Raw genomic sequence first — 19,959 nt, forward strand, 5'->3', positions numbered from 1 at the left:
TCTTGAGGCCCTTTCTAAGACAGGTTCGGCTGGACCCGGATTTCTCCGGACCCAGCCAAATTTTTCGGCACATCAGCGATGCACCTGAGACCAAGCTTAGGCCAGTTCGACTTCGGCGCCAGCTGCTTCCAGCTTGGCTTTGACGTCTTCTGCTTCTGCTTTGTCCACGCCTTCTTTGATCTTGCCGCCGGCTTCGACCAGTTCCTTGGCTTCTTTCAGGCCCAGGCCGGTGATGCCGCGAACTTCTTTGATGACGTTGATTTTCGATGCGCCGGCGTTCTTCAGAACGACGTCGAATTCGGTTTTTTCTTCCTCGGCTGCGCCGCCGGCGTCGCCAGCTGCACCTGCGACCATTACGGCGCCGCCAGCTGCGGGCTCGATGCCGTATTCGTCTTTGAGGATGGTTTTCAGTTCCTGTGCTTCCAGCAGGGTCAGACCCACGATGCTTTCTGCGAGTGCTTTCAGATCAGCCATTTTATCAGCTCTTTCCGTTTACAGTGTGTGTTCCAACGTCAGGGCACATGCCCCACGCAGATCATTCAGTGCCAACCGCTTACGCAGCTTCCGCCTTCTCTTCGATGGTGGAAAGGATGCTTGCGATATTGCTTGCAGGTGCGCCAATCGCGCCGGCGATGTTCGAAGCAGGTGCGCCAATGCAGCCCACGATCGAAGCAATAAGCTCCTCGCGAGACGGCATTTTCGAAACAGCTTCGACGCCTTTGCGGTCCAGAGCGTTCTCGCCCATTGCACCGCCAAGGATTTCGAACTTTTTGTTCTCCTTGGCGAAGTCCTCGGCCACCTTGGCTGCTGCCACGGGGTCCTCGGAATAGGTCAGAACGGTCATCCCTGTCAGCAGGTCGGCCATGTTTGCACACGGCTTACCCTCAAGGGCGATTTTGGCGAGCCTGTTTTTGGCAACACGCACGGAACCGCCCGCTTCGCGTGCACGCGCGCGCAGGTCCTGCATCTCGGCAACTGTCAGACCGGCGTAGTGGGCAACCACTACGACGCCAGAGCTTTCGAAGATTTGGCCGAGTTCCTCGACCACTTTCTCTTTCTGGGCTCTATCCACAGTTCTCTCCAAGTTAGGGGCGAAATCTCACCCCGGCTCATATTTGCCGCAGCTTTCGCTCCGGCGTTCAGGTCCTTGTTACGGGATTGGCCAAAATGCGCCCGAGGGTGGGACCCCCAGAATTCTTTGGTCTTACCCGTCTCAGGCAGGGAATTAAGGGACCGAATGGGCCCACCCACCGTCTTGGACGAAACGAAACAAAGCGCACGACGAATCGCACGCTTTGTTCCGCAGGTCTTCTTAGGGCAGATGGAGGGGGTTTCCAAGGGGTAAATTGCACCCAATTCAGATCATACAGCACCCAAATTCCAAGGGCATGTTTTCAGAACTTCCCGTTGTCGTTTTTCCATTCCTCGCGCGGCGGAACCGCTTCGATGGTGCTCCAATGTTCGACGATCCGATCAGCGTCCCAGCGATACAAATCATAAAAGCTGGAATGCACCCCAATTCTTTCCCCTTCACACACGCAAAGGACGAAATTTCCCTCTGCCAAAACCCGATGCAAATGCTTGTAGACAAATTTTGTCCCGCTTTCGTTTGTTCCTTCCAACACGTTCTTGAGCGCTACGATTCCGTCGGCCATGTCCGGATTGTGCTGTTTTAGATCCTCTGCAACAAAGTCCGCCAATCTGTCAAACCTGCGCTTTATCAGAACCTCTGTGACAAACATGCTGCTAGCGGCCCGGTTTTCTTCCGTCTTCTCCAGGTCCGTTACTTCGGTGTGACCATCCAGCATTCCACGCCCAGAAAGGTTTGGACCGCGCAAGGGCTGAATGTTGTCCCAATGCTCTACGGCTTTGCCATCTTCGAACCGAAAAACCTCGAACGCGGCGCGCAGGCTACTGAAATCGTACTCGATATGCGCAAAGGCAAATTCGCCATCCTCGAAAACCCTTTTGAATGTAACCTTGGGTGAGGTTTTGGACAGCCTTGCGAACAGGTCGGCAATACCTTCGCTGCCTTCGTGAGTTTGAGGGTTGTGCTGGATGTACTTCTCTTCATTCACAACCGCTGCCGCCATGGCGTCACCGGTTTCCAAACCCTTAAGAAATCTTTGGAGGAGTTCGCGCTTAGTTTCCATAGCCATGGTCCGTTCGATTGCCAGAACTGAAATGCATGCGATTTTTCTTCGCACCGAACCCGGCAAAATGAAAATCCCGGGCAGTTTGCACCACCCGGGATCAATTCTTTGCATCAGATTTGTCTGGCTTACTCGCCCGAGGCCTCTGCTACATCAACGGTCACACCGGGGCCCATGGTCGAGCTCAGCGCGATTTTCTTCATATAGGTGCCTTTGGCGCCCGACGGTTTCGCCTTGGCTACAGCCGAGACAAACGCGCGGACGTTTTCAGCCAGTTTGGCTTCGTCGAACGACGCTTTGCCAACACCGGCATGCACAACGCCGCCTTTTTCCGCCTTGAACTGAACTTCACCGCCCTTGGCTGCTTCCACGGCCGCTTTCACGTCCATGGTCACGGTGCCAACCTTGGGGTTCGGCATCAGGTTGCGGGGGCCCAGAACTTTACCCAGACGACCGACTATCGGCATCATGTCCGGGGTGGCAATGCAGCGATCGAATTCGATGGTGCCGCCCTGGATGGTTTCCATCAGGTCTTCTGCACCAACGATATCCGCGCCTGCTTCTTTCGCTTCGTCTGCCTTGGGGCCACGAGCGAAAACAGCAACGCGCATCGCTTTACCGGTGCCGTTCGGCAGGCCGACAACACCTCGAACCATCTGGTCCGCGTGACGGGTGTCAACGCCCAGGTTCAGAGCGATCTCGATGGTTTCGTCGAATTTCGACGTTGCATTGGCTTTGACCAGGGCAACTGCTTCGTCTACCGACAGGTTTTCCTTGCCAGCGACAGCTTCGCGCGCGGCGCGCGTACGTTTACCGAGTTTTGCCATCTTACTTCACCTCGATGCCCATAGAGCGGGCCGAGCCCAGGATGATCTGCATTGCGCCTTCGACGTCGTTGGCGTTCAGATCTTTCATTTTGGCTTCGGCGATTTCGCGAACCTGCTTCGAGGTCACGGTTGCCACGGTCTCACGACCTGGGTTTTCCGCGCCACGGGGGCGGTTACGCTTGCCAACCGGCTTCAGACCAGCTGCTTTTTTCAGGTAGTAAGACGCGGGTGGCGTCTTGATGTCCATGGTGAAGGACTTGTCCTGATAATAGGTGATCACGGTCGGACAAGGGGCGCCCTGCTCCATGTCTGCAGTCTTGGCGTTGAACGCCTTGCAGAATTCCATGATGTTGATGCCGCGCTGACCCAGCGCCGGACCAACTGGCGGCGACGGGTTCGCCTGACCTGCAGGAACCTGCAGCTTCATTGTACCAGCAAGCTTCTTGGCCATTTGGTTTTCCTTTCAACTTGGGTGAAACGCGTCCCACCCAGATTATGTTGCGTGGTCCGGTCCGGGATCGCGACCCCAGCAACCTCCCACGAGAGAATCTCGCCCGAAGACGATAAAGGCGGCGTTTACATGGGATCAGGAGAGATGACAAGTGGTTGGCGCACCATTCGGGTTGTACCGAATCAAACCCTGAATCAAACCCTGAGAGGATTCTTGCTGCCTGCATGATCGCACGCGAATGTCCGTACAGTTTCAAATTCCTCTAACAATCTGCAAAGACATGTAAAACCGCCAGTTTGCCGCCAATTGAACGCGACATTGGCGCTTGCTTCGCCACAACGCAGATGACCGTGCTATACTCTTTAAAAATTGTGATTATTGGTGGAGGTTAATTATGATACTTCGTTTAGCTTTAACTCTTGGCATCGCCTTTTCTCTTGCTGCTGCCATCCCTCAAACGGCGCGGGCCGACGCTGGAGAGTTTCTTGGTGGTGCGGTCGTCGGCGGGATCGTTGGTTACGCAATCGGCAAGGACCAACAAAAGAAAAAATCTCAGAGAACAACTACATCGAACCGCACCTATCGGTCAGGTATTCCATCGACCACGCAAGGCGCGCAAACTCAGACCGCGCTCAATTACTTCGGGTACAATGCAGGACGCGTCGATGGTCAGGTCGGTCGCGGCACCCGGTCCGCAATCGAGCGCTATCAGGCCTCGATGGGTTATCCTGTAAACGGCTATGATTTTCAGCCGTATCAGTATGACTTTCTGATGCAAGCCTACTATTGGGCCACAAGCGGTGGACAGGCGACGACTCAACTTGCGGGCCAACCGCTTCTGATGGCGTATCGCCGTCAGGTGCAGACGGGATCTGCTTTGGCTACTGCCCCGCAAGCTCCGGCACAAACCGCCCCGGCACAACCTGTTCCGGTTGCGACACCGCAAGAACCTGAGCCGGAGACAACCGAAACAACGTCTGCCAGCCTGCCGAGCCTGTTTTCCGGCGGCACCGGAGGCCCGTCGCTGGCCAATCGCTGTAGCGGGGTCATGCTGCAAACATCTACCAATGGCGGTTATACGACCCTGGCGAACATGTCGGATCCCGACTTTGCGCTCAGCGAACAGTTCTGTCTTGCCCGCAGCTACGCGATGGCGCGCGGTGAAGATCTGATTCAGGATATCCAGGGGCTCACGCCGGATCAGGTGAGTGCTCAATGCGACTCGTATGGTGAAATGGTGGCGCCTCAGGTTGATGCTCTGTCTATCAACTCGAAAACTGAGGCTGAAACCCAGATGCGCAAGCTGGCGCTGGACTCGGGCCTCAGCCCCCAAGATCTTGCCGCGACAAGTAAGGTTTGCCTTGCGATTGGCTATCGTCAGGACAACATGGATGCCGCGCTTGGGTCTGCCCTGATGCTGGTCGCAATGGGTGAGCCCGCCTATGGCGAGCTGATTGGCCACCATCTGCGCGAAGGCTTCGGTGTGCAGAAACGTCGCGATCTTGCGATGCAGTGGTATGACGCGAGCCTGTCGGCACTGGATGCCGGATCGCAGGCTGTGTTCCTGCCTTCCCAGACCGACCGCCCGCAACTCTTGCGCGCGGCCATGGTTCAGGCGCAATAGGTCGATCCGTTTTCAGCGAATACCCAAACAAAAAGCGCCGCGTTGCCCTTGGCATCGCGGCGCTTCAATTCTCGAGGAACGTTTCCTCAGCTCTGCTTGGTAACCTGCGTGAAGTCCAGCTCGACCGGAGTTTCCCGGCCGAAGATCGAAACCGAAACCTTCAGCTTCTGGTTTTCGTCGTCCACACCTTCGACCATGCCGTCGAAATCCTCGAACGGGCCGTCGTTGACTTTGACCTTCTCGCCGACCTCGAAGCTGATCATCAGCTTGGGTGCTTCTTCACCTTCCTGAACACGGTTCAGGATCTGATTCACTTCGGCGTCGCGCATCGGCATCGGGCGGCCTTGCGGGCCCAGGAAACCAGTGACGCGGTTGATCGAGTTGATCAGGTGATACCCCTGATCCGACATTTCCATATGCACCAGAACGTAACCAGGCATAAAGCGGCGTTCGGTCGTGACCTTCTTGCCCCGGCGCACTTCGATCACCTCTTCGGTGGGCACCAGAACTTCGTCGATATCGTCCTCAAGGCCCTGTTCAGCCACCGACGTGCGGATCTGTTCTGCGATCTTCTTTTCGAAATTCGAAAGAACGCTGACCGAGTACCACCGTTTCGCCATGAACCTGTCGTCCTTGTTTGTCTTCGGGGCATCAAGCGTACCGGACACACCCGTCATTAAAATCTTGTCACGCCATCCGGAATAAAAAGCGGCGCGCAGCCCGAATCGCCACACGCCCATTCCGAATAGTACCGCGTCACCTACTCTGACATTGCCCGCAGCGCAAGGGGGCAGAGACGTTTCAACGCGCTGATCCCGTCTAGCTGAAAGCACCCAGGATCAGTTGAAGACCACCCCGAATACCCAAATCGACCAAAGCGAAAAATACAGCCGTCAGCGCCGCCATGATGAAGACCATTACCGTGGTCAACAGCACCTCGCGCCGGGTCGGCCAGACGACCTTGGAGACTTCGGCACGGACTTGCTGAATGAACTGGATCGGATTGGTGGTGGCCATTTGGCGTGTTCTCTCTGCTAGCGGATGGGCCGGACATAGCCGGGCATTGCGGCAATTTCAAGGGCAGTTGGTTCAACTCTGCCTCTATAGGGCATTCGTTCAGGGTTTGGGTTTGTCATCCCATTCGTCGCTCAGGATCCGGCGCGCATCACCTTCGGGGTCTTCGTACTGGTTCGTACGAACGGTATATACGAAGGCAGCCAGACCAACGCCCCCCAGGAACAGGGAAATCGGGATCAGATAAGCAAGCACTTCCATTCAGTTTACCTCAGCCGCAGGGCGTTCAGGGACACGGTAATGGACGAGGTCGACATCGCCAAGGCCGCGATCAGCGGTGTCGCCAATCCGATCACGGCCAGAGGAACGGCGATCACGTTGTAAACGGTTGCGATCTGGAAGTTTTCGCGAATGCGTCTGGTGGCTTTGACGGCCGTGTCACACGCATCCGCAATGGGCGAAAGATCATTGCCCAACAGCACGATATCCGACGCGACCCGCGCCGCATCCAGCGCAGAGGCCGGAGAGATCGACACATGCGCCGCGGCCAAAGCGGCGGTATCGTTCAGCCCGTCGCCAACCATCAGAACTTTGTGGCCTTCATCGCTGAGATCCTGAATGCGTCTTGCCTTGTCCTGCGGTAAAGCCTCGGCGATCCAGTCCGCAATTCCCAGTTTTTCCGCCAAGGCGCGCACCGCCCCCTGCGAATCCCCTGAAATCAAAAGTACACGTTTGCCCGAAGTACGCAGGGCATCCACCGCCTCAGCAGCGCCGGGGCGCAACGCGTCCGAGAATCGGAAGGCCACGGGTGCGTCCTCGCCGATTGCAAGCCAGGCCGAAGTATCGGTACCCTGATCCGCGCCGACCCAGGCCGCCCGCCCCAGACGAACACGTTGACCACGGAATTCGCCCTCGGTGCCATAGCCGGGAACCTCGGCTATTCCCCGCACATATGCTGGTTTGATCCCTGCCGCACGTGCCGCTTTTGCTAGTGATACGGACAATGGATGTGCAGAAGCCTCGGCCAGCGCCAGAGCGACCTCGATCTTGGCGCGTGCATGGTCTGCCAGATTGACCAGTTCCGGCGCGCCGGATGTCAGCGTGCCTGTCTTGTCGAATACAACCGTGTCGGCTTCGGACAGCCGCTCCAGTGCCGTGGCGTGCTTGATCAGCATTCCCTTGCGGAACAACCGGCCCGACGCGGCCGTGGTTACTGCTGGCACGGCCAGACCCAACGCACAGGGGCAGGTAATAATCAGAACAGCCGCCGCGATATTCAGCGCCGTGCGCAAGTCACCGGAATAGATGTACCACCCAACAAAGCTGAGCGCCGACAGAATGTGAACACCCGGCGCATACAGCTTGGCGGCCTTGTCGGCCAACGAGGTATAACGGGACCGGCCAGACTCGGCGATGGCGACCAGATCAGCCATACGATGGAGCGACGTGTCTTCCCCGACCGCCGTTGCCCGGATTGTCAACGGACCCGTCAGGTTGACTTCGCCCGCGCTCACAGTCTGTCCGGCTTCGGCAAAGACTGGCACCGTCTCACCCGTCAGAAGGGATCGATCCAGTTCTGACTGACCCGACACGATCTGGCCGTCCACGGGCATGCGCCCACCCGGTCGCACAAGGATCAGGTCTCCGACGCGCAACTCGGCAACGGGAACTTCATCTTCAACCCCATCGGCGACACGAATGGCGCGGGGAACTTCCAACGCGGTCAATTCCTCGGCCGCAGATCGCGCCGCGGCACGGGTGCGGTAATCAAGATACCGTCCGGCCAGCAGAAAGAAGGTCAATGTCAGGGCTGCGTCGAAATAGGCATGCTCGCCGCTCAACGCGGTTTCCCACAGCGACGTGACCAGCGCCAACAGGATCGCCAGCACAATCGGCACATCCATATTCAGCCGTCGCACGCGCAGGGCGCTCCAGGCATTGGCAAAGAACGGCTGGGCCGAGAACGCAATGGCCGGCAGCGCAATGGCCGCTGAAATCCAGTGGAACATGTCCCGCGTTGCATCCGTCGCACCGGACCATACCGACACCGACAGCAACATCACGTTCATGGATGCAAACCCGGCCACGGCCAGCCGCATCAAAAGATCACGCCCGGCCTTGTCCGTCTGCGTTGCGGACAAAGCCCCCGGATCAAGCTCATGTGCTTCGAATCCTGCCTGTTCAAGCACCGGGATCAGATCGCTTGCACGCGTTTCCGGCGTGGCTTTGATCATCGCGCGTTTGAGCGTCAGGTTCACCCGGGCGTCTTCGACGCCGGGATGCGCGTTCAGCTCACGCTCGACCGTCGCGATACAGGCCGAGCAATGAATGCCCGGCAGCGACAAGGCGATCTGTACATCTTCCGGTATGGGCCGGGCCGGTTCTGCCGGGGCCGCAAGGCAGCCCGGGCAAGCTGCTGTGCCGGATGAAAGCTGAGCCGTCATGCTTACCCCTTCACGTAAAGCGGGACGCGCTGCGAGAATTCGGCGCCTTTTCCGTCACGCGCCACCAATCGGATGTTCCAGTTGCCCTTACCCAGTGTAGCAGGCGTGGCATAGGCTGTACCGTCGAACGTAAAATCCGGCACGAAGTCGTCGCGCAAATGGGTTGCCCGGCCGACCACGGCCTGCAATTCGCTCACCTCAACTGGCGCACCGCTTTCGTCGGTGATGTGCAGGATCAGAAGGCCGCCTTTGGTTTCCGCCCGAACTGTCCAGCCCAGCGCCTGCTGCTCTTTCAGGCGCTCGTTGAACTCCTGGCTGGCGACGTAGGAGTTCTTGACCTCCAACCCCGGAAAGGTTTTCACTGCATTATACGCCAGCACGAGGTTCACTGCGATGATCACGCCAAAAGCGCCGACAAACACGGCCAAAGCGTGCTTTCCGGTGAATTTACGTTCGGCCATGATCAGTTCCCTCGTCCGTTAAACGTGGTGTCCTTGTAGGCGCGTTCGCCGCTGCTGAGGTCTTCGACCCAGATCCGTACTGGCGTCGCCTCTGCTGCGGCCGGATCGCTATCGCGGGAGGCCACGATATATACACGGGTCAATTGTGCCGTATCCGCCGTGACATTCACAGTATCGATTTTGGTTCCCTCGATTTCCAGTCGCATCGCCGGATCGCCCGCCAAAGACAGTTTGAACAGACGGTCCTCACCGTGCTTGTTGCGCAGTCGAACGTCATAGGTGTTGCGGATTGTACCGTCCGACAGGGTGACGAAAGTGGGGTTGCGGACCGGTGCAACAGTCAGATCGATGTCAGAACGGATGAAGAGTGCAAACAACAGCCCGAACCCGACCAGCGCCCACAATGCGGTGTACATGATCGTACGCGGCCTTAGAATGTGCTTCCAGACATTCTTGGCGGGCTCGCCGGATCGCTCATGCTCTTCATCGCTCAGCGCCATGTAGTCGATCAGCCCTCGTGGCTTTCCGATCTTGGCCATCATGTCATCACACGCGTCGATGCAAAGGGCACAGGTGATGCATTCCAGCTGCTGGCCATCCCGAATATCGATTCCGACAGGGCAGACATTCACGCAGGCCATACAGTCGATGCAATCCCCCAATTCAGAATCGGCCGTCCGCTTGCCTTTGCCGCGCGGTTCACCCCGCCATTCGCGATAGCCGACAACCAGCGTGTCCTCATCCATCATCGCCGCCTGAATGCGCGGCCATGGGCAGGCATAGATACAAATCTGCTCGCGGGCGAACCCGCCGAAGAAGAAGGTTGTACCCGTCAGGATCAACATCGTCGTGTAGGCAACGGGATGCGCGTTGCCCGTCACAAGATCACGGGCCAGCGTAGGTGCATCCGCGAAATAGAACACCCAGGCACCACCTGTCGCCAAACCGATCAGAAACCAGACCGCCCATTTGGTGGCCCGCAAGCGAGCCTTTCGGAAATCAAGCTTTTCCTGACGGTGCAGGCGCAGGCGGGCGTTTCTGTCGCCTTCAATCCACCGCTCGACCAGAATGAACAGGTCCGTCCAGACGGTTTGCGGGCATGCGTATCCGCACCAAACGCGACCCAGAGCGGACGTAAACAGGAACAGACCCAAACCTGCCATGATCAGCAGACCAGCGACAAAGTAGAATTCGTGCGGCCAGATCTCGATCCAGAAGAAATAAAAACGTCGATTTGCAAGATCCAGCAGGACAGCCTGATCAGGCAGGCTGGGGCCGCGATCCCATCTGATCCAGGGTGTCACATAGTAGATGCCCAGTGTCACGATGAGGATGATCCATTTCAGGTTTCGAAACGGCCCCGAAACACGTCTTGGAAAAATCGGCTCACGCGCGGCGTAAAGGTTGGGGGCGGGATCGGAATCGCTCACTGGCTGGCTCCACAAATGGGTCTTCTGAAGACGTCTTGTTCCAGATCATGCCTAGGCGAACTTTGACATGGGTCAAAAAGCGCATCGAGCAAACATCTTTTGAAGATCAGCCCATCTTGCCGGCACCGGAGATCAGGTATTTTAGCCGATTTTCAGCCTATTTTGGCGGAAAATCTACTTGAGGCGCGATACCAGCTACACGTGGTACATGCAGTTTTCCAAGTGCCGACCAATTGTCGCAGCCCCGGGTCAGCCCTGCCCGAACGCGGGTGATCAGCCGTCGTTGCAAAGAACGGAATGGCAAAACAACAGGAATTCAGTGTAAAAAAGCACCGGCTGTTCAGGAAACGCGCGAACAGATGGAACAGCCGGTGCTACAGCCTTCGGGCGGCCAGCCGCCCGAAGGTGCCCTCTAGGTCTTACTGGCCACCACCCAACTGGTGGACATAGGCGGATACCGCACGGATCTGCGCCTCGGTCAGTCGGGTATCCCAGGGCGGCATGACACCAAAGCGGCTGTAAGTCACTGTTTCGGTCAGAGCTTCTTCGCTACCGCCATAAAGCCAGATCGCGTCGGTCAGGTTCGGCGCCCCCTGGAAGATGTCACCTTTGCCATCTTCACCATGGCAGGCCGCGCAGTTGTCTTCGAAGACTACCTTGCCCGCCTGTGCCGCCGCGTCATCGGTCTGAGCGTTGCTCAGCGACATGACATACTGAACCACCTGCGTGATTTCGTCATGCTCCAGGATTTCACCGAAGGCAGGCATCTCGGAATAGCGCGCATCGTCACTTTCTTCGTTCCGGATACCATAGCTGACGGTGTAGACGATATCTTCCATCGTACCACCCCACAGCCAGGCGTCATCCAGCAGGTTCGGGAAACCCGGCGCGCCCTGCGCACCGGAACCGTGGCACTGTGCACACCAGGTACGGAACACGGCACCGCCAGAGTTCACGGCATATTGCTGAAGCTCAGCGTCCTTCGCGATGTCTTCCAATGGTGTTTCTACCAGTTTGGCGTTCCAGGGTGCATTTGCCTCTTCGAATGCGACCATCTCCTGCTGGACCAAAGCCCGTGAAGACCATCCCATGACGCCGGCGGTTGCCGACTGCACCAGGGGCCATGCTGGATACATGATCGTGTAGATCACGCCCCAGAAGATAGTGGCGTAGAAGGTCCACAGCCACCAGCGCGGCATCGGGTTGTCGAACTCTTCGATCCCGTCCCAGCTGTGCCCGGTTGTATTCGGATCACCCGGCTGTTTTTCAGGTGTCTTGCTCATTGCCGCGCCTCCTTGGATGTGGCGGGTTTGTCTTGATGCCGGAAGGGGATGTTGGCGGTGTCCTTGTATTCCTTGCTGGCACCGGGGCGGAAAACCCAGATGACGATACCAACGAAGAAGGCGAACAACAGCAGCAGCATCCAGCTATCCGCGAACTGCCTGAGAATTGTGTATTCTTCCATCACGATCCTCCTTTAGCGGCTTGCGTCCGGGGTGAAGGTCGAGAAATCGACCAACGTGCCCAGCATCTGAAGATAGGCAACCAACGCATCAGCTTCGGTCAACTCGGGCTGGCCGTCGAAGTTGCGCACGTTGACCTTGTCGCCATAGCGCTCCAGCAGCCCGTCATAGTCGCTGTCCGGATCAGCCTGAGCGAGGAAGTCGGCTTGTGCGTTTTCCAGCATCTCTTCGGAATATGGCGTACCGACCAGAGCATTGGCGGCCATCACATCACCGATGTACTTTCCGTCAATTTTGCGATGTTCGAGGAAGCCGTATTTCGGCATCACCGATTCCGGCACAACGGATTGCGGGTCCCGCAGGTGGTCGACATGCCATTGGTCAGAATAGCGGCCACCGACACGCGCCAGATCCGGTCCGGTACGTTTGGACCCCCACTGGAACGGGTGATCGTACATCGATTCCGCCGCCAGCGAGTAGTGGCCATAGCGTTCGACCTCATCCCGCATCGGACGGATCATCTGGCTGTGGCAGACATAGCAGCCTTCGCGGATGTAGATCTCGCGCCCCGCCATTTCGAGAGGGGTGTAAGGGCGCATGCCCTCCACCTTCTCAATGGTGTTCTCAAGATAGAACAGCGGGGTGATCTGTACGATGCCACCGATGGTCACGACCAGAAAGCTGAAGATCAGCAGGAGGGTCGCGTTGGTCTCGAGGATCTTGTGTTTGTCGAGAATTGCCATTGCTCCGGCCCTCCTTATTCAGCCGGGACCGCGACGGTCAGGCTGGCCTCTTTGGCCGGCGCTTTCCGCACAGTCATCCACAGGTTGTAGCACATGATCAGCGAACCGGCGACGAACATCACGCCACCCAGAGCACGCACCACATACATCGGGAACTTGGCAGCCACGGTGTCGGCGAACGAGTTCACCAGGAAGCCGTTGGCATCCACTTCGCGCCACATCAGGCCTTCCATGATACCGGTGACCCACATCGACGCGGCGTAAAGCACGATGCCGATGGTGGCGAGCCAGAAGTGCCAGCTGACCATCTGCAGCGAGTACAGACGCTCACGCTTCCACAGGACGGGCACCAGGAAGTACAGCGCACCGAAGGTGATCATGCCGTTCCAGCCCAGCGCGCCCGAGTGCACGTGACCAATGGTCCAGTCTGTGTAGTGCGACAGCGAGTTCACCGCGCGGATCGACATCATCGGGCCTTCGAAGGTGGACATGCCGTAGAAGCCGACCGAGATCACCATCATCCGGATCACCGGGTCAGTGCGCAGCTTGTCCCATGCGCCCGACAGAGTCATCAGACCGTTGATCATACCACCCCAGGACGGCATCCACAGGACCACCGAGAACACCATGCCCAGCGTCGAAGCCCAGTCAGGCAGCGCGGTATAGTGCAGGTGGTGCGGACCGGCCCAGATATACAGGAAGATCAGTGCCCAGAAGTGGATGATCGACAGCTTGTACGAGAATACAGGGCGTTCGGCCTGTTTCGGGATGAAATAGTACATCATGCCCAGGAAGCCGGCAGTCAGGAAGAATCCCACCGCGTTGTGGCCGTACCACCACTGGATCATGGCGTCTTGTACGCCCGACCAGACGATGACCGATTTCGAACCCCAGATGCTGACAGGAACGGTCATGTTGTTGACCAGGTGCAGCATCGCAACGGTGACGATAAAGGCCAGGTAGAACCAGTTGGCCACATAGATATGCGGCTCTTTCCGCTTGACGATCGTGCCCAGGAACACGGCCAGGTAGGCGACCCAGACAATGGTCAGCCACAGATCGACATACCATTCAGGCTCGGCATATTCCTTGGACTGCGTTCCGCCCAGAACATAGCCCGTCGCCGCCAGCACGATGAACAGCTGATAGCCCCAGAAAACGAACCAGGCCAGATTGCCGCCCCAAAGACGCGCGGCGCTGGTACGTTGAACGACGTAGAACGACGTTGCGATCAGCGCGTTGCCACCAAAGGCAAAAATCACTGCCGACGTATGCAGCGGACGCAAACGACCGAAATTCAGATACCCCTGTGCCCATTCAAAGTTCAGCACCGGAAAGGCGAGCTGAAACGCGATGAAGGTCCCGGCCAGAAACCCGACCACGCCCCAGAAGGCGGTTGCGATCACGCCATAGCGGATCACGTCATCCATGTATTCGCCCGAGCGATCGACTAGAATATCTGGCTCGTCAGTGTTTCGAAGCGTCCAGATAAACAGGCCACTGGCGATAAGCATCACCAGCAGTGCATGTACCTGATACGCCAAATCGCGTGCATAATTGGTTCCGATCGCTGCAAACAGCGCGATCAGACCAAGCACGATCAGCTTGATGTAATTCGACATATTGCGTCCCTTTGCCATGCCCCGCGCGTTTTTGATTCTTGTACGCGCGAAACCCATTTGACTGGCTGCCGTTCTGAAGCACGGCAGCTGTTACTGCTTTGATCTGTATCAAGACAGTTCTGCGTTTTCTGTGACACGCATTGTAGAGGAAATAGGCCGACTGGTCACATGAGACCAAATGCCCGAATCATGAGGTCGCAATGACTTACAAATCACTACTCACTGTCATGACCGAAACGCAGACGGCACCCGCCGCTCTGGCGCAGATGGTGGCCCTGGCAGAATCGCAGGATGCACATGCCGAAGCCCTGTGCCTTGGCGTCGATCGCAGTCAGACAGGTTATTACTATGCTGGTGCCAATGCGCTTATCGTTCAGGAAACACTGAGCCGGGCCAACGCCGAGGCCCAGGAGCTGTTGAACTTTGCCAATAACTACCTTGGCAAGTCCGGCGTTCGTTGGTCCGCCGAGCACGGCGTCGCGCAGATCGCCGATATCGGACGCCATGTTGCGCATAGGGCACGGTTTTCCGATCTGGTGGTCCTGCCGCACCCTTATGGCAAAGACCGCGGTGCCGAGGCCGAACCCATCATCGAAGCCGCCATGTTCGAAGGGCATTGCCCGGTTCTGGTCGTACCGGACGACGTCGAGCCGCTGTCGGTGCCGCGCAATATCATGATAGGTTGGAACGAAAGCGTAGAGGCCATGTGCGCCATTCGTCACGCCCTGCCCTTCCTGAAAAAGGCCGAGCTGGTCCGAATCGTGGTCATCGATCCGCCCCGCCATGGGCCGGACCGGTCTGATCCGGGCGGAATGCTGTCACAGATGCTGGCCCGACACGGGGTCAAATGTGAGATTGATGTGCTGAGCAAAAGCATGACGCGCGTGTCGGATATTCTCAACCGCCACGCATCCGATACAGAATCAGATCTGATCGTCATGGGCGCTTACGGTCATTCCCGTTTTCGCGAGGCCATTCTGGGCGGCGCAACACGCAACATGCTGGAGCAGTCTACCGTACCGGTATTCCTGGCTCATTGATCCGCCCTTCAAAAGCCGCCCGACTTGGCGGCTTTTGTCATCCTCTGCGGATCAGGCCTATCAAGAACAACAAGATTACGGCACCTGCTGTTGCGAAGAGAATAGATGACAGCAGGCCGCCGCCAACAGCGAATCCAAGCGCCGGAAAAATCAACCCCGCCAGAAACGCACCTACGATTCCGACAACTATGTTTCCGAAAAGACCAAAACCCCTGCCCTCCATAATCTTTCCGGAAAGCCAACCGGCGATTGCGCCGACCAAAAGCATTGCCAACAAACTGGTAAATTCCATGTCGATCTCCTGAATCAGACATTCCTGCGAACAAGACCGCGACGGCTGTTGGCGGTCAAAAACCGTTCGCGTCAGACCGGAAAGCCGCCATCCGAATCGTCACCTGCCTCTTCCATCAGGCGGCCCAGATCGGGGATGGTCACGTGTCGCTTTCCTTCAAGTGTGATCACCCCGTCTTTTTTCAAAGCTGATATCTGGCGACTGACCGTTTCCAATGTCAAACCCAGGTAATCCGCCATTGCTTCTCGGGTCAGGGGCAGGTCGAACACGATAGATCCAGTCAGACCCTTTTGGCTGACCGAAGCGTCCCGGCGCGCAATGATCGACAGCAGGCTGGCGATCTTCTCACGCGCCGTTTTGCGCCCCAGAACCAGCATCCACTCGCGGGCGGCATCAAGCTCGTCCAAAGTCATCTGCAAAAGACGATGGGCAATATGCGGGGTGTGGTCCATCAACTCTTCGAACGGTTTCTTGCGGAAACAGCACATCACGACATCCGTCGTGGCCTGAACATCATAAGGCGCAGTATCGCGACCCGGGCGGCCAACGAAGTCGCTTGGCAGCAGCAGACCAACCATTTGGGTGCGGCCATCTTCCATCGTCTGAGTCAACGATGCGATTCCGGCCACAACCGAGCCGACAAAACTCATCTGATCCCCAGACCAGATGATCGTCTGACCGGCCTCGAAACTTCGGTAATATTTAATGCTTTCAAGCTCTTCCAACTCATCGGCATCACACCGGGCACAGACGGCGCGATGACGAATCGGGCAATCTCCGCAATTTGAATGGTCAAATTGTGCTTTTACTGTCATGCGCGTTCCCACTTGATCTCCATCAAAGCACCTGTGTCGCCTGTCGCATAAGGGTATCGCCATGATAGTGAAACCACAATTGGCAAAGCTTGGACTTTTTGACGCGAAAGTACCGCGTTACACAAGCTACCCCACCGCCCCCCACTTCAGCAACGACGTGGGATCAGACATGTTTGGCGACTGGATTTCCGGGATCAAACCCGGCAGTGCAATTTCGCTGTACATTCATGTCCCATTCTGCCGCAGGCTATGCTGGTTCTGCGCCTGCAGGACACAAGGGACACAAACCGACAATCCGGTAATCGCCTATGTCGATGTTCTGAAGGCCGAACTGGACCTTCTGGCGGCCCGTCTGCCTGAAGGTGTGGTTCTGTCGCGCCTGCACTGGGGCGGCGGCACACCAACATTGCTGAACGCCCAATTGATGCGCGAATTGGCACAACACATCCTGGGTATCGTGCCCATGGGGCCAAATGCCGAATTCTCGGTCGAGATCGATCCGAACGAGATTGACGAGGCGCGTTTGGACGCGCTGGCAGACGCGGGCATGAACCGCGCCTCGATTGGGGTGCAGGATTTCGATGACGAAATCCAGAAAACCATAGGCCGTATTCAAAGCTATGACACAACACGCGACGCAATCGACATGATCCGTGAACGTGGCATTACCAGCCTGAATGCGGATATCCTTTACGGTCTGCCACATCAGACCAAGGCGCGCATGACGGAAAGCGTGCAGAAACTCCTGTCGCTCAACCCGGATCGCGTGGCACTCTACGGATATGCCCACGTGCCTTGGATGGCCAAGCGGCAGCAGCTGATTCCGTCGGACGCCCTGCCCACACCGGAACAGCGGCTTGAACTGTTCGACACGGCCCGACGTTTGTTCCTTTGGGACAATTATGCCGAGATCGGTATCGACCATTTCGCCACTCAGGATGACGGTCTGACACACGCTTTGCGCGCGGGCCGCCTCAAGCGGAACTTCCAGGGTTACACCAACGATCAGGCCGATGTTCTAATTGGTGTCGGGGCCAGCTCGATCTCTCGTTTCCCGCAAGGTTACGCGCAGAACGCTCCGGCCACCTCTGCCCATACCAAAGCCATTCGCGATGGGCAGTTTTCGACATCCCGAGGGCACCTCTTCAAGGGTCAGGACATTCTGCGTGCCCGCCTGATCGAGGCACTGATGTGCGATTTCAAAATCGACACGGCAGAAATCCTGCGGGATCACGATGTATCAGCCGCTGAACTGGACGAGATGTATCACGCAGCCAACGCATCTTTCGACGGGATGCTGCAAATCACTGAAGCCGGGCTTTTCATACCGCCCGAAGCGCGGGCGCTGACCCGGATGATCGCCCGCAGCTTTGACGCCTATGACCTCAGCAAAGCCGGGCACAGCTCGGCCATCTGACCCTTTTTCGGCGGGCAGCATTCGGCCCGTCACGCGCAAAACACATCAGGGGCTTGACGCACGCCTGCGGTTTTTCCCACACTCATGCTGTAGGGCGGCATCTCGCTCTGCGGCCTGAGGCGGGCAAAATACAGACAATCCTTGTCGACGCCAACGCGTCGGTCGGTCCCTTTCGTGCAGCCAATCTGCAACCTGAAAGAGGGACAACACTCATGCGCGTATTCACCGTCCTCGGGCCCAGTCAATCGGGCAAATCTACGCTTGTCGAGGCCATCAGCCGCCTCGACGGGCGCCCCACCACATTCGATGTTTCCGAAACCGTGCATTTGCACGGTTTTTCTTACCTGGACGAGCCCTGGTGCGCGATCGACGTTGACGGGGGCGGCGATGCTCTGGCCTATGTCGGACCCGCAATGGCTGTATCGGACGCTGCCGTAGTTGTCGTGCCCCCCGACCCGAATGCCGCCGTTTTGTGCGCGCCCTACCTGCGACTGGTAGAAGAGGCCGGCATCCCGTGTTTTCTCTTCATCAACCGGATGGACAATCCCAACGGCCGCATCCGCGATATCATCGCCACATTGCAAACATACTGCACCCATCACATCGCCCTGCGTCAGGTCCCGATCCGCGAAGGGGATACGATCATCGGGGCGGTTGATCTGATCTCGGAACGGGCCTGGAAATATCAGGAGGGCCAGCCCTCGGCCCTGATCGAACTGCCTCAATCCGTCGAAGACCGCGAGCAGGAAGCGCGAACCGAGCTGCTCGAAACCCTGTCCGATTTCGATGACACCCTGCTGGAACAGCTCATCGAAGACAAACAGCCGCCAAGCGACGAGGTCTATGACCTGGCGGCACAGGTCCTGAAGAACCATCAGTTGATTCCCGCCTGTCTGGGGGCCGCAAGCCACGGCAACGGGCTGACGCGTCTGATGAAGGCGCTGCGGCACGAAGCCCCCGAATTTGACATCGCCGCCGGGCGCGACGAGGCCGGAGACGGCGCCCGCGCAATTGCCGGTTTTGCGGATGTCAAAAAGCACATCGGAAAAATCGTGGTTCTGCGCGGCCTGGGGGACGGCGTGCAAGCCCATGAAGCCTTGGGGGGTGAAACCGTCGGCAATCTGACAATGCTGGATGCCAAAACCCAGATCGCCACGCTGGAGGCCGGGCAGATTGGTCTGGCGGTGAAATCCGATCACCTCAACCCCGGCTATATCTACGACAGCAATTCGGCGACTGAACTGCCGGAATGGGCGTCCTCGCATCCGGTGGCGCATCGTCAGATCGTCTCGCCCGCGCATGAGCGGGACGATGTGCGCCTGTCAAACGCCCTGAGCCGTCTGGCCGAAATCGACCCCGGCCTTCACCTGCAACAGGATGAGCTTACCGGCCACGCCGTTCTTGGGTCTCAAGGTCCGCAGCACATGCGACGCGTGACCGCCAAGCTGGCCGAGGATTTCGGGATCGAGATTGAAGCCGACCCGGTCGAAACCGCCTATCGCGAAACCATCCGAACACCTGTCGAACATCGCCACAGACACCGCAAACAATCCGGCGGGGCTGGGCAGTTCGCGGATGTCGTGATTTCGGTCGCGCCGCTGCCGCGCGGATCTGGGTTCCAGTTCGAAGAGGTGGTCAAGGGCGGCGCGGTGCCCAAGAATTACATCCCATCCGTGGAACAGGGCGCCAGAGACGCGCTGGAGCAAGGCCCCGAGGGCTTTCCGGTGGTGGATGTGAAGGTCACGCTGCATGACGGCAAACATCACAACGTGGACAGTTCCGATTATGCCTTCCGCACCGCGGGCAAGAACGCCGTGCGCGAAGCGCTGCCACAGGCCAAGCCCGTTGTTTTGCAGCCGATCCTGAACGCTGAAATCCACCTGCCTTCTGATTTTGTTGGCGACCTCGTGCCGACGATCAGCTCTCTGCAAGGACAGGTTCTGGGATTTGAGGGCAACCCGAACGCATCAGGCTGGGAGATTTTCAACGCTCTGATTCCCGCCGTGGCCGAGGATGAACTGCATCGCACTCTTGCCAGTGCCACGCGTGGAACCGGGTGGGTCAGGCTGAGCTTTGATCACTATGAAGAACTGCGCGGGCCGGTGCCGAAAACGGCGGCCAAAGAGAAAGCCAGCGCCTGATGGACTGACGGTGGCGGGCTGA

The 19,959-nt window shown here is 57.8% G+C and carries 21 protein-coding genes; 4 read left to right on the plus strand and 17 right to left on the minus strand.

The window, feature by feature from the left end; all coding sequences use genetic code 11:
• Nucleotides 1–96 precede the first annotated feature (96 nt).
• The 5 genes from rplL to rplK form a co-directional block, all read right to left on the minus strand.
• Complete coding sequence (gene rplL, locus GS620_RS17425; RefSeq protein ID WP_152459178.1) at nucleotides 97–474, minus strand: 50S ribosomal protein L7/L12; 378 nt, start codon at nucleotides 472–474, stop codon at nucleotides 97–99.
• Between the two features lie 79 nt (nucleotides 475–553).
• Nucleotides 554–1,072, minus strand: a complete 519-nt coding sequence (gene rplJ / locus GS620_RS17430) for a 50S ribosomal protein L10 (protein WP_152459179.1) — start codon at nucleotides 1,070–1,072, stop codon at nucleotides 554–556.
• A gap of 322 nt (nucleotides 1,073–1,394) precedes the next feature.
• On the minus strand, nucleotides 1,395–2,153 hold the full coding sequence (locus GS620_RS17435; protein ID WP_171331865.1) for a nuclear transport factor 2 family protein: 759 nt from the start codon (nucleotides 2,151–2,153) through the stop codon (nucleotides 1,395–1,397).
• Nucleotides 2,154–2,281: 128 nt separating this feature from the next.
• The gene (rplA, locus tag GS620_RS17440; protein ID WP_171119843.1) at nucleotides 2,282–2,980 is read right to left on the minus strand and encodes a 50S ribosomal protein L1; all 699 of its coding nucleotides are present in this window, start codon (nucleotides 2,978–2,980) and stop codon (nucleotides 2,282–2,284) included.
• A gap of 1 nt (nucleotide 2,981) precedes the next feature.
• Nucleotides 2,982–3,431 (minus strand): 50S ribosomal protein L11, encoded by a 450-nt coding sequence (rplK, locus tag GS620_RS17445; protein ID WP_037314971.1) that lies wholly within the window; start codon nucleotides 3,429–3,431, stop codon nucleotides 2,982–2,984.
• Nucleotides 3,432–3,825: 394 nt separating this feature from the next.
• Here rplK and GS620_RS17450 point away from each other — a divergent pair, with 394 nt between their 5' ends.
• The gene (locus tag GS620_RS17450) at nucleotides 3,826–5,055 is read left to right on the plus strand and encodes a peptidoglycan-binding domain-containing protein (protein ID WP_171119844.1); all 1,230 of its coding nucleotides are present in this window, start codon (nucleotides 3,826–3,828) and stop codon (nucleotides 5,053–5,055) included.
• Between the two features lie 86 nt (nucleotides 5,056–5,141).
• On the opposite strand, the gene nusG is transcribed toward GS620_RS17450, so the two are convergent.
• The 10 genes from nusG to ccoN form a co-directional block, all read right to left on the minus strand.
• Entirely contained in the window at nucleotides 5,142–5,675 is a 534-nt protein-coding gene (gene nusG, locus GS620_RS17455; RefSeq protein ID WP_152459924.1) for a transcription termination/antitermination protein NusG, read from the minus strand.
• A 199-nt stretch (nucleotides 5,676–5,874) separates the two neighbouring features.
• Nucleotides 5,875–6,072 (minus strand): preprotein translocase subunit SecE, encoded by a 198-nt coding sequence (secE, locus tag GS620_RS17460; RefSeq protein ID WP_050605011.1) that lies wholly within the window; start codon nucleotides 6,070–6,072, stop codon nucleotides 5,875–5,877.
• A gap of 99 nt (nucleotides 6,073–6,171) precedes the next feature.
• Complete coding sequence (ccoS, locus tag GS620_RS17465; protein WP_152459183.1) at nucleotides 6,172–6,330, minus strand: cbb3-type cytochrome oxidase assembly protein CcoS; 159 nt, start codon at nucleotides 6,328–6,330, stop codon at nucleotides 6,172–6,174.
• 5 nt (nucleotides 6,331–6,335) lie between these two features.
• Entirely contained in the window at nucleotides 6,336–8,513 is a 2,178-nt protein-coding gene (locus GS620_RS17470; protein WP_171617186.1) for a heavy metal translocating P-type ATPase, read from the minus strand.
• A gap of 2 nt (nucleotides 8,514–8,515) precedes the next feature.
• On the minus strand, nucleotides 8,516–8,974 hold the full coding sequence (locus tag GS620_RS17475; protein ID WP_171172548.1) for a FixH family protein: 459 nt from the start codon (nucleotides 8,972–8,974) through the stop codon (nucleotides 8,516–8,518).
• A 2-nt stretch (nucleotides 8,975–8,976) separates the two neighbouring features.
• Nucleotides 8,977–10,404: a cytochrome c oxidase accessory protein CcoG gene (ccoG, locus tag GS620_RS17480; protein WP_171617188.1), complete on the minus strand. Its 1,428-nt coding sequence runs from the start codon at nucleotides 10,402–10,404 to the stop codon at nucleotides 8,977–8,979.
• Between the two features lie 419 nt (nucleotides 10,405–10,823).
• Nucleotides 10,824–11,687 carry a cytochrome-c oxidase, cbb3-type subunit III gene (gene ccoP, locus GS620_RS17485; protein WP_171119849.1) on the minus strand — a complete coding sequence of 288 codons (864 nt, stop codon included), beginning with the start codon at nucleotides 11,685–11,687 and terminating at the stop codon, nucleotides 10,824–10,826.
• On the minus strand, nucleotides 11,684–11,869 hold the full coding sequence (locus GS620_RS17490) for a CcoQ/FixQ family Cbb3-type cytochrome c oxidase assembly chaperone (protein ID WP_050605006.1): 186 nt from the start codon (nucleotides 11,867–11,869) through the stop codon (nucleotides 11,684–11,686). The genes ccoP and GS620_RS17490 overlap by 4 nt, the downstream gene beginning before the upstream one ends.
• 12 nt (nucleotides 11,870–11,881) lie before the next feature.
• Nucleotides 11,882–12,610, minus strand: coding sequence for a cytochrome-c oxidase, cbb3-type subunit II (gene ccoO, locus GS620_RS17495; protein ID WP_152459189.1), 729 nt, complete (start codon nucleotides 12,608–12,610; stop codon nucleotides 11,882–11,884).
• Between the two features lie 14 nt (nucleotides 12,611–12,624).
• Nucleotides 12,625–14,232 carry a cytochrome-c oxidase, cbb3-type subunit I gene (gene ccoN / locus GS620_RS17500; RefSeq protein WP_171207032.1) on the minus strand — a complete coding sequence of 536 codons (1,608 nt, stop codon included), beginning with the start codon at nucleotides 14,230–14,232 and terminating at the stop codon, nucleotides 12,625–12,627.
• Between the two features lie 200 nt (nucleotides 14,233–14,432).
• Between ccoN and GS620_RS17505 the strand changes: the two genes are divergently transcribed.
• Entirely contained in the window at nucleotides 14,433–15,272 is an 840-nt protein-coding gene (locus GS620_RS17505; RefSeq protein ID WP_171617190.1) for a universal stress protein, read from the plus strand.
• Nucleotides 15,273–15,309: 37 nt separating this feature from the next.
• Here the strand turns inward: GS620_RS17505 and GS620_RS17510 are convergent, their stop codons facing one another.
• Together GS620_RS17510 and fnrL are read right to left on the minus strand one after the other, a co-directional pair.
• On the minus strand, nucleotides 15,310–15,564 hold the full coding sequence (locus tag GS620_RS17510; protein ID WP_152459192.1) for a GlsB/YeaQ/YmgE family stress response membrane protein: 255 nt from the start codon (nucleotides 15,562–15,564) through the stop codon (nucleotides 15,310–15,312).
• Between the two features lie 71 nt (nucleotides 15,565–15,635).
• The gene (fnrL, locus tag GS620_RS17515) at nucleotides 15,636–16,379 is read right to left on the minus strand and encodes a transcriptional regulator FnrL (protein WP_152459193.1); all 744 of its coding nucleotides are present in this window, start codon (nucleotides 16,377–16,379) and stop codon (nucleotides 15,636–15,638) included.
• 61 nt (nucleotides 16,380–16,440) lie between these two features.
• Here fnrL and hemN point away from each other — a divergent pair, with 61 nt between their 5' ends.
• Together hemN and GS620_RS17525 are read left to right on the plus strand one after the other, a co-directional pair.
• A complete protein-coding gene (gene hemN, locus GS620_RS17520; RefSeq protein ID WP_171617192.1) occupies nucleotides 16,441–17,796 on the plus strand; it encodes an oxygen-independent coproporphyrinogen III oxidase in 1,356 nt (451 codons plus the stop codon).
• A gap of 212 nt (nucleotides 17,797–18,008) precedes the next feature.
• The gene (locus GS620_RS17525; RefSeq protein ID WP_171617194.1) at nucleotides 18,009–19,937 is read left to right on the plus strand and encodes an elongation factor G; all 1,929 of its coding nucleotides are present in this window, start codon (nucleotides 18,009–18,011) and stop codon (nucleotides 19,935–19,937) included.
• Nucleotides 19,938–19,959: the final 22 nt, after the last annotated feature.

This window comes from Ruegeria sp. HKCCD6428, assembly GCF_013110595.1.
Taxonomy (GTDB): Bacteria; Pseudomonadota; Alphaproteobacteria; order Rhodobacterales; family Rhodobacteraceae; genus Ruegeria.